Below are 13,013 nucleotides of genomic sequence, written 5' to 3' on the forward strand. Positions count from 1 at the left end.
TCCATCCACCCGGCCACGGCGCGGCCGTCCTCCACCACGCCGACGAGCGTGCCCCACCCTGCCATGCCCGTCATGAACGCCTTGGTGCCGTCGATCGGGTCGAGGTACCAGGTCCGGGCGGCGCCGGCCGGCCCGGTCTCGCCGTTCTCCTCCCCCACGATGCGGTCGCCCGGGTAGACGTTCGAGATCCCCGCCCGCAGCAGCGCCTCGATCGCGCGGTCGGCCTCGGTCACCGGGTCGTAGCGCCCGTCCGTCGCGTCGTTCCCGGCCCGGCCGTCGCCGTTCCCGCCGTCGCCTGCCACGCCGTTCTTGTCCGCGGCGGCCAACGACTCGAGGTCACCGTGGAAGTGCCGACGGGCGATGCGGCCAGTGGCGGCGAGGAGCTCGTCGAGGCGCTCGGTCAGGTCGTGATCCAGGGGGCGTGCGGGCCGTGACGTCATGCCCCCATGGTGCACCACGCCCCGCCACCGTCCCGACGGATCGGCGCATGTGCGCCCTCTACGCCCGCCGATCCGGCTACCGTGGGCGCACCCGACACCTCATGGAGCCGAGATGCGATGACCGCCCTGATGGACTTCATCTCCACCCGCCGGCTCCAGCTCGCGACGGACTCCTGGCAGCACGTCAGCGCCACCGTGCAGGCGGTGCTCATCGCGACGCTGCTCTCGGTCGCGCTCGGGGTGGCCGTGTACCGGAGTCGGTCGGGGTCCGCGATCGCCACCGGCCTGGCCGCCACCGCCCTGACCGTCCCGTCGTTCGCGCTGCTCGGACTGCTCATCCCGGTCCTCGGCCTGGGCGTGCTGCCCACCATGACCGCACTGGTGATCTACGCGGTGCTGCCGATCCTCCGCAACACCATCGTCGGCCTGGACGCCGTGCCCGCGGCGACCGTCGACGCCGCCCGCGGGGTGGGGATGAGCCGGATCGGGGTGCTGGGCCGGGTCGAGATCCCGCTGGCGTGGCCGTCCATCCTCGCCGGGATCCGCATCTCCACCCAGATGTCGATGGGCATCCTCGCCATCGCCGCGTACGCCAAGGGCCCGGGGCTGGGGAACCTCATCTTCGCGGCCCTGTCCCGGGTCGGCACGCCCACCGCGCTGCCGATGGCGCTCACCGCGACCGTGCTCATCGTTGTCCTCGCGCTCGTCCTCGACGCGCTCCTCGTCCTGCTCGGACGTCTCACCATCAGGGGGAACCAGTGAGCACCTCAGAACCCGTATCCGGCGTGCCGATCGTGCTGGACGACGTCACCAAGGTCTACCCCGGGCAGGAGCGCCCGGCGGTGGACCACGTCTCGCTCGAACTGCCGGCCGGGCGGACCACCGTCTTCGTGGGCCCGTCCGGCTGCGGCAAGACCACCACCATGCGGATGATCAACCGCCTCATCGAGCCCACCTCCGGCACGATCACCATCGACGGCGAGGACAACCGGACCCTCGACGCCGACACCCTTCGCCGCAGCATCGGCTACGCCATCCAGGCCTCCGGGCTGTTCCCGCACATGACGGTCGCGCAGAACGTCGGCACCGTCCCGCGGCTGCTCAAGTGGAAGAAGTCGCGCATCCGTGAGCGGGTGGACCAGATGCTGGAGCTGGTCGGACTGGACCCGTCGGACTACCGCGACCGCTACCCCGCGCAGCTCTCCGGCGGTCAGCAGCAGCGCGTCGGCGTGGCCCGGGCGCTGGCCGCGGACCCGCCGGTGCTGCTCATGGACGAGCCGTTCGGCGCGGTCGACCCCATCACGCGCGCGTCGCTGCAGGACGAGCTCGTGCGGCTGCAGGACGAGCTGCGCAAGACCATCGTCTTCGTCACCCACGACTTCTCGGAGGCGGTCAAGCTCGGGGACCGGATCGCGGTGCTCGGTCCCGGCTCGTCGGTGCTGCAGTTCGACACCCCGGAGGCGATCCTCACCAACCCCGCCGACGAGACGGTGAGCGGGTTCATCGGCGACGACGCCGCGCTGAAGACCCTGACCCTCCGGCGCGTGGGGGACGTGGAACTGCAAGGGGCGACGACGGCGAGGGCCTCCGAGAGCCCGACCGACTTCGCGGCCCGGTTGCGCGGAACCAGCGACGAGTGGGCCGTGGTGCTCGACGACGCCGGCCGCCCCCTGCGCTGGGTGCGCGGGGACCGGGTGTCGCGGATGTCGGACCTGGGCTCGGGCGGGTTGCCGATCACCGGCACCGTGACGGTCGACTCCTCGCTGCAGGAGGCACTGGACGGGCTGCTGTCGACGGCGAGCGCCACCACGGTGGTCGTGGACCGCGACGGGGCCTACCGCGGCACGATCGGGATCGACGACCTGGTCGCCGAGTTGCGGCGTATCCACCACCGGCACAACGACGAGGGCCTCGCCGAACAGGACGTGGCGCCGTGAGCGCCCCCGCCACGGCGACGCGTGGGGGCTCCGCCGGTCGTGGGGGCGCCGCTGGTCGCGGAGGTTCTGCCAGTCGGGTCGCCGCCCTCCAGGACTCCGCGCGGCTGATCGTGCAGCCGCTTCTCATCGTGGCCGCGGCCGTCGGCGTGCTGTGGTGGGCGTTCTCCGGCGAACTGGAAGAGACGCAGAAGGCCTCGCTCAACGCCGCCTCCATCACCCAGCGCACGCTCGAGCACGTGCAGATCACGGTGACGGTCGTGGCGATCGTCGTGGCGGTCGGCGTTCCGCTGGGGATCCTGCTCACCCGCCGACGGACACGGTTCCTCGCACCGGTGGCAGTGGGGTTCGCCAACATCGGCCAGGCGGCGCCCGCGATCGGCCTGATCGTGCTCCTGTTCCTGGCCACCAACCGGACCGGGTTCTGGATCGGTGTGCTGCCGGTCGCGTTCTACTCCCTGTTGCCGGTACTGCGGAACACCATCGTGGGGATCCGCAACGTCGACCCCGCACTCATCGACGCGGCGCGCGGACAGGGGATGTCGAGCGGACGGGTCCTGCGCACGGTCGAGTTGCCCCTCGCGGTGCCGTTCATCCTCGCCGGCCTGCGCACCACCCTCGTGCTGGCGGTCGGCACGGCGACGCTGAGCTTCCTCGTCGACGCCGGCGGCCTGGGGATCTTCATCGACACCGGATACCGGCTGCAGGACTACACCACCCTCGTGGTCGGCTCGGTACTGGCGGTGTGCCTGGCGCTGTTCGTCGACTGGCTCGGCGGGGTCGGCGAGATCCTGTTCAATCCGAAGGGGCTGCGATGACCGGCACGATCCCCGCGCGCGCCGGGCTGACGCGAACAGCGTTGACACGAACAAGGCGCCTGGTCGCCGCGCTCCTGGCCACCGTGATGCTGGCGACGGGATGTGGGCTCAACAACGGCGGTTCCGTCCCGCTGCCCGTGGGCCCCGGCCCCGAGGGCACCGTCCCCGCGCTGGAGGGAGTGCGCATCACGGTCGGCGGCAAGGACTTCACCGAGGGCGTGATCGCCAGCTACCTGGTGGAGTTCCTGCTGGCGGCCGCGGGGATGGAGGTGTCCGACATGTCGTCACTGGCCGGGTCGAACAGTTTCCGCCAGGCGTTGGTGACCGGGCAGGTCGACATCGGCATGGAGTACACCGGCACCGCGTGGATGAGTTACCTGGGCAACTCCGACCCCATCCGCGATCCGCAGGGGCAGTGGGAGGCGGTGCGTGACGCCGACCTGGCCGAGCACGACCTGAGGTGGCTGGCCCCCACCACCGTGGACAACACCTACTCGTTCGCGATGAACCGGGCCACCGCCGAGGAGACCGGGGTGCGCACGTTCTCCGAGTACGCCGAGTTGGCCCGGACCGATCCACAGGCGGCTCTGACCTGCATGGAGACTGAGTTCTCCGTGCGTCGCGACGGCTGGCCCGGGCTGGCGGAGGCCTACGGGTTCGACGCGGACGCCGTGCCCACGCCGATCATGCAGCCGGGGATCATCTACCAGGCGACCTCGGTCGGCCGGGAGTGCCGGTTCGGCGAGGTCTACACCACCGACGGCCGGATCAAGGGCCTGGACCTGCTGGTGTTGGAGGACGACCAGCGCTTCTTCCCCGTCTACAACCTCGCGACGGTGGTCCGCGGTGAGATGCTCGACACGCACCCGGAGATCGAGGACGTCCTCGCACCGCTGGTGGACATCCTCACCAACGAGGTGATGGTGGAGATGAACATGCGTGTCGACGTCGACGGCGAGGATCCCGCGCTGGTCGCACGCGATTTCCTCGAGGACCGGGGGTTGGTCTCGGTGGACTGACCGCAGGTGCGCCCCCGCGCGGCCGGATGCGCCCGCCCGCCCGGTGACACACAATCGGATACCACTACCAGGAGGTGCCCTGTGTCCAGGAGGTCGATCGTCTCGCTGCCGCGGACGGCCGCGCGACTACCGCGGATGATCCCCGACCTGGCGCATCTGCCACCCGGGCGGATCGTCACGCTCGCGGACGGTGTCACCACGAAGGTCCACGACACCGGCGAGGAGCACCTCGCACCGGCGATCCTGCTGCACGGGATGGCGGCCACCGGGATGCTGAACTGGTACCAGACGTTCGAACGGCTGCGGGGCGAGTACCGGCTCATCACGTTCGACCAACGCTGGCACGGCAAGGGCTTCCACGGGGATTTCCGGTTCGAGACCCTCGCTGAGGACGTGCTGCGGGTCGCCGACCACCTCGACCTGGCGGCACCGGTGGTGGGCGGCTACTCGATGGGCGGGATCGTCGCCCAGCTGGCGGCCCGCCGCGACCCCTCCCGGCTCGGCGGCCTCGTGCTGGCCGCCACCGGGACGGGCGCACAGCGCAATGCCCTCGAGAAGGTCGCACTCAGCGGGTTCACCCGCTCCCAGCCGCTGCTCAACACCGTTCCGGAGGAGGTCGGCGAGGTGGTGGAGGAACAGGTCGACGACGAGGCGCTCAGGCCGCACGCGTGGGCGCTGCGCGAGTTGTCGTCGGTCTCGCTCGCCACGCACCGCACCGTGATCGCCCAGGTGGCCGGGTTCAACTCGACACCCTGGCTCCACGAACTCACCCTGCCCGTCGCGGTGGTCAAGACCACCCGTGACCTCGCGTTCCCGCAGTGGATCCAGGACGAGATGGCCGATCTGCTGCCGCACAGCGCCGTGTTCCCGATCCACGCCGGCCACGCAGTCTGTGCCACCCACCCCGGCACGTTCGCCCGCCGGATGCGCACCGCGATCGGCTGGGTCGTGTCGAACGCGGGCTAGAGCGCCGAGTACCGCACCGCGGTCACCACGAACACCACCAGGGCGATCACGCCCAGGACCACGCCCGCCAGTGCGCGACGTGGGTTCGCATCGTCGTTGGTGAGCCAGCCGGTGGGCCAGCGGGCGAGCAGGCCGAACGCGACGGCCATCAGGCCCGCGAGGAACGCGATGATGTTGAGCACCGGCACCCACGAGATCACCAGGGCCCCGACACCCAGCACCAGCGCCCGGGTCCCCAGGTCCATGCCGTCGGACGAGCGCCTGCGTGGCGAGGCGGCCTCGGAGCGGGGGCGGAGCGGCATGAGTGCAGCCTAGTCGCCGGGGCGTCCCCGCTGGTCGTCCAGACGAGCGACCCGCCGGCCCCCGGCGGTCTGCCGGTACGAGGATTCGACGAGCTCAGCCACCTCATCCCAGTCCGGTCCACGGCCGCCACCGTCCACTCCACCGTCCAGCGGCAATGCCAGCCAGCCGGCCGGCCCGTAGTACGCCGGGACGTGGAATCGCTCGTCCTGCGCCAGCGCCGCGCGCTCCCCCGGATCCGGCAGGAACAGGAGTGCCCGGGCCAGGAGGGGGTCCGAGTGATCCCCCTTGACCGAGCCGCCGTACACCGCGAACACCTTGGTCGTGTACCAGGTGGGCCGGCCGTGCGAGATCTTCTCGCCGGCGTCCGGCAGCGCGAGGCACACCTCCCGCAGACGCGTCAGCAGAGGATCCGCGGCGTCGAACATGATCGGATGACCCACACGGCCGAGACTACGACCGCCGACCGCATCATCCCGGGCGAACGGTCGCCGAAACCCGCCGCGGGCCGACTCAGCCCCCGAACTGCCCCGCGACGAACCCCGCCAGCAGCACCGCGAACCCGCCCATCTCGCCGACGATGAGCGCCACCATGCCGATGTGCAGCGTCGCCGTGGGGTGCTCGAACTGGTTGGTCGTGTCCCTCCGCGCGCCGTGGAGGATGTAGCTGCCGATCGCCACCAGGAAGAAGAAGACCACCACTGCTGCCGCGGTCAGGTTCACCCAGGTCGGCCAGCTGCTCAGCTCGACGAACGCGGCGATGAGCAGCGTCGCGAACGAGTACAGCAGCGAAGCCCGGTGCGCGATGTCGACGTACGGGTGGGCGAGGTGATCGGCGGTGGTGGCCATCTGCCGGTACTTCCACACCCCCAGGCCGAGCGCCAGCAGGAAGAGGAGACCCGCGGCGAGCAGGGTGAGGCGCGTGTCGAGGCCGAGTTCCATGGATCCTTCCGAAGTGCACTTGACAGCAGGGCGTGATTTGTATGCTTCACGACCATAGGACAGCGCGCTGACCTGCGCGCTCGTTCGCGCGCGATCGCACACGGGAGGCCTCATGGACGCGCAGGTGGTGCACGCCGCGGCAGTGCAACTGGAAGGCGTGCCGGGGCACGTGGACCTCACACTGGGTCGACTGGAGAAGATGATCGTGGAGGCCGCCGGGCGGGGCGCGCGCCTGATCGCGGTGCCGGAGTTCTGCACGTCGCCGGTGCCGATGCGCGGGCAGGTCCACGACGCGGTCCTGCCACGCGAGAACGTGGCCGTCGAGATGTTCCGACGCCTCGCCGCACGCCACTCCGTCACCGTCGGTGGGTCGATGCTCGTGGCCGACGACGACGAGGTGGTCAACCGCTACCACCTGGTCGAACCCGACGGACGCGTGCACATCCATGACAAGGACCTGCCGACGATGTGGGAGAACTGCTTCTACACCGGCGGCGGCTTCTACGCGGACGGCAGCGACGACGGGGCGTTCGTCACCGGGCTCGGCGGGGTGGGGGTGGCCAGCTGCTGGGAGCTGATCCGCACCGGGACCGTACGCAGGCTCCGGGGGCGGGTCGGGGTGGCGATGACCGGGACCCACTGGTGGACGGTCCCGGACAACTGGGGCGGGCTGACCGGGCGAGCCCTCGGTTTGCTCGCGCGGTACAACCGTGGCCTGTCGGAGAACGCGCCGGCGGAGTTCGCCCGGCGGCTGGGCGCGCCCGTGCTGCAGGCCTCCCACTGCGGGACGCTGCGGTCGGATTTCCTCTTGTTGCCCGGTTCCGACGCATCGGTGCCGTACGCCACGGAGTTCGTCGGCGCCACCCAGATCGTCGACGCCTCGGGCACGGTACTGGCCACCAGACGCACGGACGAGGGGCCCGGGATCGTCTACGCGGACGTGCCCCTCGGAGCCACGGACCCCGTCACGCCGCTGGAGGACCGGTTCTGGATCCCCGACCTGCCTCCGCTGCTACGCGGGTACTGGCACCAGCAGAACGTCGCGGGCAGGAGCTACTACCGCCGCCGAGGTCGCGTAGCCGGGCTGCGCGCGGCGCATCACAGGTGCACGTCGTTGTAGGCCCGCTCGTCCTCGATCGGCTCGAGGTGTGTGGTGATGTGCGAGCTCGGCAGGACCGCGTGGATCTCCTGCTCCACGGTCTCCACGAGGTCGTGCCCGCGTTCGACGCTCCACTGACCGGGCACCAACGCGTGGAACTCGACGAAGCGCCACCTGCCCGACTCCCTCGTCCGCAGTTCGTGGAAGTCGACGCGGCCGGGTTCGCGGTGGCGTTCGAGGACCTCCTCGATCGCCCGGTTGTCCTCGTCGGGGAGCGTGGCGTCCATCAATCCCATCCCCGATTCGTGTACCAGTCGATAGCCGATGAACAGGATGTTCAGTCCCACGCCGATCGCGACGATCGGGTCGAGCACCTCCCAGCCGGTGGACCAGGCCAGTGCCAGCCCGGCGACGACGCCGACAGACGTGATGACATCGGTGATGAGGTGCTTCCCGTCGGCCTTGAGGGTCGGTGACCGGTGACGGGTCCCCGCTCGCACGAGCGCCACACCCACCACGCCGTTGATCACGGCGGCGCCCACCGAGATCGCCAGACCGATGCCGAGTGCCTCCAGCGGTTCCGGATTGATCAGCCGCTCGACGCTGACGACCAGGATGAACGCGGCGGCGACGAAGATCATCGCGCCCTCGACACCCGCGGAGAAGTACTCGGCCTTGGAGTGGCCGTACTGGTGGTCGTCGTCGGCCGGGCGCTCGGCGACCGTGATGGCGCCGAGCGCGATCACCGCGGCCACGAGGTTGACCACGGACTCCGCGGCGTCGGAAAGCAGGCCGACCGAACCGGTGACCCACCAGGCCGCGATCTTGAGCACGATGGTCACGATCGCCGTGGCCACGGACAGCCACGCGAACTTCTTCAGAGTCGACACGTCCCAGCAGCCTAGTCCCGCACGCAGGAGACCTCCTGCCCGTCGCCCGTTGTCGGTAGGCTCGGTGTCATGCATGTGGGACTGGCCTGGCTCGGAGCAGCGGTGTTGCTCGCCGCCGGAGAGGCGGCCGGGGGCGAGCTGTTCATGCTCATGCTCGCCGGCGGCGCCCTCGGCGGTTCGGCCGCGGCGTTCCTGGGCGCGCCGGTCTGGGGGCAGGCCCTGGCGTTCGCCCTCGTCTCCCTCGTCCTCGTCCTGGGGGTCCGCCCCCTCGTCCGGCGGCGCCTGCTCGCCGCACTCCCCGAGCACGACACCAACACCGCCGCGCTCACCGGCCGGGACGGCACCGTCGTCGAGGCGATCGGTGCGGGCGGCGGACTGGTCGAGATCGCGGGCGACACCTGGACCGCGCGTCCGCTCCTCGAGGGCGAGACGTTCGAGGCCGGGGACAAGGTCCTCGTGCACCAGATCGAGGGCGCCACGGCGATCGTCGTGCGTGGCATCTAGAAGGCGCTGGTCTCCGGCCAGCGGACACGCACGAGAAGCATCGGAGGAACCATGGAAGGCTTGATCTTCCTCGCCGTCATCGTCATCCTCATCGCCTCGGTGGTGGTGAGCTCGGTCAAGCTCATCCCCCAGGCGGAGGCCGCGGTCATCGAACGGCTCGGCCGTTACCAACGCACCGTGAGCGGCCAGCTCACGCTCATCATCCCCTTCATCGACCGGGTGCGCGCCAAGGTCGATCTGCGCGAGCGGGTCGTGACCTTCCCGCCGCAGTCGATGATCACGGAGGACAACCTCACACTGAGCATCGACACGGTGGTCTTCTTCCAGGTCACCGACCCCAAGGCTGCGGTCTACGAGATCAACAACTACATCGTGGCCGTCGAACAGCTGGCCACCACCACCCTGCGCAACGTCGTCGGTGGGCTCACCCTCGAGCAGACGCTCACCAGCCGCGACATGATCAACAAGCAGCTGCGCGGGGTGCTCGACTCCGAGACCGGACGCTGGGGCCTGCGCGTGGCCCGGGTCGAGCTGCGGTCCATCGATCCGCCGATGTCCATCCAGGAGTCGATGGAGAAGCAGATGAAGGCCGACCGCGAGAAGCGCGCCACCATCCTCACCGCCGAGGGACAGCGCGAGGCCGCGATCACCACGGCGCAGGGTGCCAAGCAGGCAGCCATCCTCGACGCCGAGGGCAACAAGCAGGCCTCGATCCTCAACGCCGAGGCCGACCGGCAGTCCCGCATGCTGCGCGCCCAGGGTGAGCGCGCAGCCCGCTACCTCGTGGCCGAGGGCCAGGCCGCCGCGATCGCCCGGGTCAACGCCGCGGTCAAGTCCTCCAAGCCAACGCCGGAGATGCTGGCCTACCAGTACGTGCAGAACCTTCCGGAGATGGCCAAGGGCGAGGCCGCCACGATGTGGATGATCCCCTCGCAGTTCGGCGATTCGCTGGAGAACTTCGTCAAGTCCGTCGCCAAGAAGGACGACGACGGGGTGTTCCGCTACGAGCCGGCCGACGTCGACTCCGATGCCGATCTGCCGTCGGCGCCCGACGAGTGGTTCGACACCTCCACCGACCCGGAGATCGCCCGGTCCGTGGCCGCCGCGGAGGCGGCGGCCAAGGGTACGACCTCGGTGATGGACGAGCAGCCGAGCCGGCCCAAGCCCAAGCCCGGCGTGTTCGACATGGTCCCGGAGTCGGAGGGTGGCGTGGCGCCCGACAGCCCCTCGCAGTCGGCAGGCCAGGACACCCCCGCGATCGGCGGGCCCCAGGCTCCCGGGCCGGGGCAGCCGTCCGGGTTCGACCAGGCCGCTGACCAGCGGTCGAGCGAGGGCGCCTACCCCGTCGATGGTGGCGACCAGCCCCGGCGGTGACCCCCGACGGGTGGCATTCCGCGCAGCCACCTCGGCCGGGCGTCGTAACATGGGGGCGTGACTCGTAACACTGGCCTGGGTGGTGGCCGCGCGCCTGACGCCGAGGATGTCCGGTTGATCGAGACGGCGTCCGCGGTGTTCGCCGAGCGTGGCATCAAGGGCACGAGCACCGACGACATCGCGCGGGCGGCCGGTGTCACCCGCGTGACCCTGTACCGGCGTCTGGGGCCGCGGGACGACATCCTCCGCGCCATCTACGCCCACGAGGCGCAGCGCCTGATGATGACCGTCAACGCGCGCTACACGCCCTTCGAGTCCCTGCAGTGGGACCCGGTGAGGCACATCGAGGACCTGCTGGTCGGGACCGTCTTCGACATCCGGCAGAACGAACTGCTACGTCGGCTCATCGAGGTCGACAAGGTCGAGGCCATGGCGTTGCTCGCGGGCCAGTCCGACACGGTCCTGGACGCGATCACCGAGATCCTCGCCCAGTTCGTCCGAAGCACGTGGAACGCGGACGTCCACACCCGCCAGATGGACGACGAGGAGTGCGAGCAGCTCTCCCGCGAGGTCGCCAGCGTGGTCGGCCGGTTCCTCCATTCACTGGTCGTGATGACGGAGGGCCCGCCCGCGGTCGACACGGAGGAGCAGATCCGGGCACTGGCCCGTCGCGTGCTCGTGCCGATGATCCTGCAGCGCTGAACGCTGCATCTCTCTACAGCCCCGCGGGGAGCTCCTCGGCACCGAGTTCGTGGGCCAGCGCGCTCTCCAGCCACGGATGACGAAAACGGTGGTCCACGCCGGTCAGCGCTGTCGGCAGGATCCGCTGACTCGCCAGGGCGAGCTCGTCCGAACCCCGCCCGCCCAGGACGAGCGCCGGGGCCCATCCGGGCACCGGGACGACCGTCGGGCGCCGCAGGACCGAACCGAGAACCCGGGTGAACTCGGAATTGGTGACCGGTTCGGGGGCTATGGCGTTGACCGGGCCCGTCACCGCAGGGTCGACGATCGCCCGCAGGTAGATGTCGGTGAGGTCGTCCAGCGAGATCCACGACATCCACTGCCGTCCCGAGCCGAGGCGGCCGCCGAGCCCGGAGCGCGTGATGGCGGCCAGCGGCGGGAGCATCCCCCCGGAACCGGACAGCACGATGCCCGTGCGCACGTTCACCACCCGGGCCCCGGCGAGACGTGCGGGCTCGCAGTCGCGCTCCCAGTCGACGACGATGTCGGCGACCGGACCGGAGCCGGGAGCGGAGTCCTCGACGAGCCGCTCGTCGCCGCGGTCGGCGCCGTAGTAGCCGATCGCCGACGCGGACACGAGGGTGGTGGACCCGCCGCGGGCGGCGACGAGTTCGGCGAGACGACGGGTGGGGCCCACGCGACTGTCGCGGACGAGTTCGAGATGCCGGTCCGTGAAGCGCCCAGCGATGGGGGCACCGGCGAGATGGACCAGGACGTCGACGCCCTCGAGGAGGTCAGCGGCGGGATCGCCGGTGTCCCAGTGGCGCTCCCCCGGGCCACGGGCGTCGCCGCGGACGAGGCGGATGACCCGGTGTCCGGCGACCCCGAGCAGCGCGGTGAGGGCGGTGCCCACGAGGCCCGACGCGCCGGTGACGGCGACGGTCAGAGCGCGGTTGTCGTACCGGGCGAGGCTGTCGAGGTCGGCGGTCATCTGGCGGTACCGGTAGGTGAACACCGGCGAGAGCATCCGGCCGGGCACCCGGGCGTCGATCCTGTCGCCGAGCAGGGCGGTGCCGTCCGGACCGGCCGTCACCGTGTGCGTGTGGACCCATCCGGTCGTCGCGGCGTACGGCTGGGACACGCAGCGGTCGACGAACCGCTCACCCTCGATGAAACCGGCGGGATCGTGCTGCGCGAGCCAGCGGGGTCCGAAGCGGACTCCGAGAGGTCCCGGCAGCGCCGTACGCGGTTCGAGGACCGCCACGCCGTCCCGCAGTGAATCGGCCTCACTCACCGGTCGCAGCGGCATGAACGGGGGCGAGAGCCGGCGGAAGGCGCCGGGCGACGCGAAGTAACGCCACGCCTCGTCGGGGGTGGCCGGAACCGTGCAGGTGAGATCGATGCTCATCGGGTGCTCATCACGGCAGGAGGCACAGTGGGGTCACGTCGCCGCGGCCGCCCGCCATCGGAACGGTGAGGAAGGCGCATGACCACCAACCGCGGTCCTCGATCACGTCGCGGACGGTGGACCACTGCTCGGGGTCGAGGGCCGGCTCGCGACTGAGCACGAACCCGGACGACCGCGTGGGGTCGCCCACGATGGCCAGCGAGTAGTCGTCGGCCAGGTAGGTGATCCGGTAGTTGACGGGTCCGTTCTCGTCCTGGAACGGGACCATCGGGAAGTTGACCCGGAGCGAGGCGTTGGTGTCGGTGTCGCGGACCTTCGCCTCGCCCTCGATCACCGAGTCCGAGCTGATGGCCGAGCCGCACGAGTTGCGCACGGAGACCGTGCCGGGCGCGGTCACCGCGTACTCGGCCCTGGTGTCGTTGGTGCACTGCAGCGTGTAGGGCTGCGGGATGGCGGCGACCTGGAACCACTCTCCCTGATACCGCTCGAGGTCGACGGAGTCGACCTGGGTGAGCTCGGGTCCACCGAGGGAGCCCACGGCGACACCGTCGGGCAGGAGCTGCGAGGAGCCGCCGCCGAGGCGTCCGCCGTCGGTGACGTCCTGGGCGCTGGCCACGGGGGCGGTGCCCAGGCCCGCC

Annotated in this window: 16 protein-coding genes; 9 read left to right on the forward strand and 7 right to left on the reverse strand. The window is 70.7% G+C overall.

Features of this window, described 5'->3' with window-relative positions:
* Positions 1 to 440 (reverse strand): inositol monophosphatase family protein (locus G6023_RS04500; protein WP_277817502.1); only part of this gene is annotated, 440 nt, incomplete at its 3' end.
* Between the two features lie 117 nt (positions 441 to 557).
* Between G6023_RS04500 and G6023_RS15880 the strand changes: the two genes are divergently transcribed.
* The 5 genes from G6023_RS15880 to G6023_RS04525 all read left to right on the forward strand — a co-directional run bounded on the left by G6023_RS15880 (position 558) and on the right by G6023_RS04525 (position 5,177).
* Entirely contained in the window at positions 558 to 1,202 is a 645-nt protein-coding gene (locus G6023_RS15880) for an ABC transporter permease (RefSeq protein WP_069389907.1), read from the forward strand.
* Positions 1,199 to 2,377: an ABC transporter ATP-binding protein gene (locus G6023_RS15885; protein ID WP_069389908.1), complete on the forward strand. Its 1,179-nt coding sequence runs from the start codon at positions 1,199 to 1,201 to the stop codon at positions 2,375 to 2,377. Before G6023_RS15880 ends, G6023_RS15885 begins: the two co-directional genes overlap by 4 nt.
* 104 nt (positions 2,378 to 2,481) lie before the next feature.
* Positions 2,482 to 3,192, forward strand: a complete 711-nt coding sequence (locus G6023_RS15890; RefSeq protein WP_069389909.1) for an ABC transporter permease — start codon at positions 2,482 to 2,484, stop codon at positions 3,190 to 3,192.
* Positions 3,189 to 4,211, forward strand: a complete 1,023-nt coding sequence (locus G6023_RS04520) for a glycine betaine ABC transporter substrate-binding protein (RefSeq protein ID WP_227022193.1) — start codon at positions 3,189 to 3,191, stop codon at positions 4,209 to 4,211. Before G6023_RS15890 ends, G6023_RS04520 begins: the two co-directional genes overlap by 4 nt.
* Before the next feature lie 81 nt (positions 4,212 to 4,292).
* Positions 4,293 to 5,177, forward strand: a complete 885-nt coding sequence (locus tag G6023_RS04525) for an alpha/beta fold hydrolase (protein ID WP_347570716.1) — start codon at positions 4,293 to 4,295, stop codon at positions 5,175 to 5,177.
* Here G6023_RS04525 and G6023_RS04530 read toward each other — a convergent pair.
* The 3 genes from G6023_RS04530 to G6023_RS04540 form a co-directional block, all read right to left on the reverse strand.
* Entirely contained in the window at positions 5,174 to 5,479 is a 306-nt protein-coding gene (locus G6023_RS04530; RefSeq protein WP_067719096.1) for a hypothetical protein, read from the reverse strand. The two genes, G6023_RS04525 and G6023_RS04530, sit on opposite strands and share 4 nt — an antisense overlap.
* 9 nt (positions 5,480 to 5,488) lie before the next feature.
* Positions 5,489 to 5,920 (reverse strand): MmcQ/YjbR family DNA-binding protein, encoded by a 432-nt coding sequence (locus G6023_RS04535; RefSeq protein ID WP_163376214.1) that lies wholly within the window; start codon positions 5,918 to 5,920, stop codon positions 5,489 to 5,491.
* A 70-nt stretch (positions 5,921 to 5,990) separates the two neighbouring features.
* Positions 5,991 to 6,419 carry a hypothetical protein gene (locus G6023_RS04540; protein WP_067719090.1) on the reverse strand — a complete coding sequence of 143 codons (429 nt, stop codon included), beginning with the start codon at positions 6,417 to 6,419 and terminating at the stop codon, positions 5,991 to 5,993.
* 112 nt (positions 6,420 to 6,531) lie between these two features.
* Here G6023_RS04540 and G6023_RS04545 point away from each other — a divergent pair, with 112 nt between their 5' ends.
* Positions 6,532 to 7,539: a carbon-nitrogen hydrolase family protein gene (locus G6023_RS04545; protein WP_187699949.1), complete on the forward strand. Its 1,008-nt coding sequence runs from the start codon at positions 6,532 to 6,534 to the stop codon at positions 7,537 to 7,539.
* Here G6023_RS04545 and G6023_RS04550 read toward each other — a convergent pair.
* On the reverse strand, positions 7,518 to 8,408 hold the full coding sequence (locus tag G6023_RS04550; RefSeq protein ID WP_182634197.1) for a cation diffusion facilitator family transporter: 891 nt from the start codon (positions 8,406 to 8,408) through the stop codon (positions 7,518 to 7,520). The genes G6023_RS04545 and G6023_RS04550 overlap by 22 nt on opposite strands.
* A 69-nt stretch (positions 8,409 to 8,477) precedes the next feature.
* Between G6023_RS04550 and G6023_RS04555 the strand changes: the two genes are divergently transcribed.
* Genes G6023_RS04555 through G6023_RS04565 form a run of 3 tightly spaced genes read left to right on the forward strand, consistent with a single transcriptional unit; the run spans position 8,478 to position 10,988 of the window.
* Positions 8,478 to 8,912: an NfeD family protein gene (locus G6023_RS04555; RefSeq protein WP_069389913.1), complete on the forward strand. Its 435-nt coding sequence runs from the start codon at positions 8,478 to 8,480 to the stop codon at positions 8,910 to 8,912.
* A 51-nt stretch (positions 8,913 to 8,963) separates the two neighbouring features.
* Positions 8,964 to 10,286 carry an SPFH domain-containing protein gene (locus G6023_RS04560; protein ID WP_182634198.1) on the forward strand — a complete coding sequence of 441 codons (1,323 nt, stop codon included), beginning with the start codon at positions 8,964 to 8,966 and terminating at the stop codon, positions 10,284 to 10,286.
* Between the two features lie 57 nt (positions 10,287 to 10,343).
* Positions 10,344 to 10,988: a TetR/AcrR family transcriptional regulator gene (locus G6023_RS04565; protein WP_182634199.1), complete on the forward strand. Its 645-nt coding sequence runs from the start codon at positions 10,344 to 10,346 to the stop codon at positions 10,986 to 10,988.
* Positions 10,989 to 11,001: 13 nt separating this feature from the next.
* Here the strand turns inward: G6023_RS04565 and G6023_RS04570 are convergent, their stop codons facing one another.
* Both G6023_RS04570 and G6023_RS04575 read right to left on the reverse strand, forming a co-directional pair.
* Positions 11,002 to 12,375 carry a TIGR01777 family oxidoreductase gene (locus G6023_RS04570; protein ID WP_182634200.1) on the reverse strand — a complete coding sequence of 458 codons (1,374 nt, stop codon included), beginning with the start codon at positions 12,373 to 12,375 and terminating at the stop codon, positions 11,002 to 11,004.
* A gap of 10 nt (positions 12,376 to 12,385) precedes the next feature.
* The gene (locus G6023_RS04575; RefSeq protein WP_182634203.1) at positions 12,386 to 13,006 is read right to left on the reverse strand and encodes a lipocalin family protein; all 621 of its coding nucleotides are present in this window, start codon (positions 13,004 to 13,006) and stop codon (positions 12,386 to 12,388) included.
* Positions 13,007 to 13,013: the final 7 nt, after the last annotated feature.

The sequence above is a fragment of the Dietzia sp. DQ11-71 genome, from assembly GCF_014144995.1.
GTDB classification, from domain to species: domain Bacteria; phylum Actinomycetota; class Actinomycetes; order Mycobacteriales; family Mycobacteriaceae; genus Dietzia; species Dietzia kunjamensis.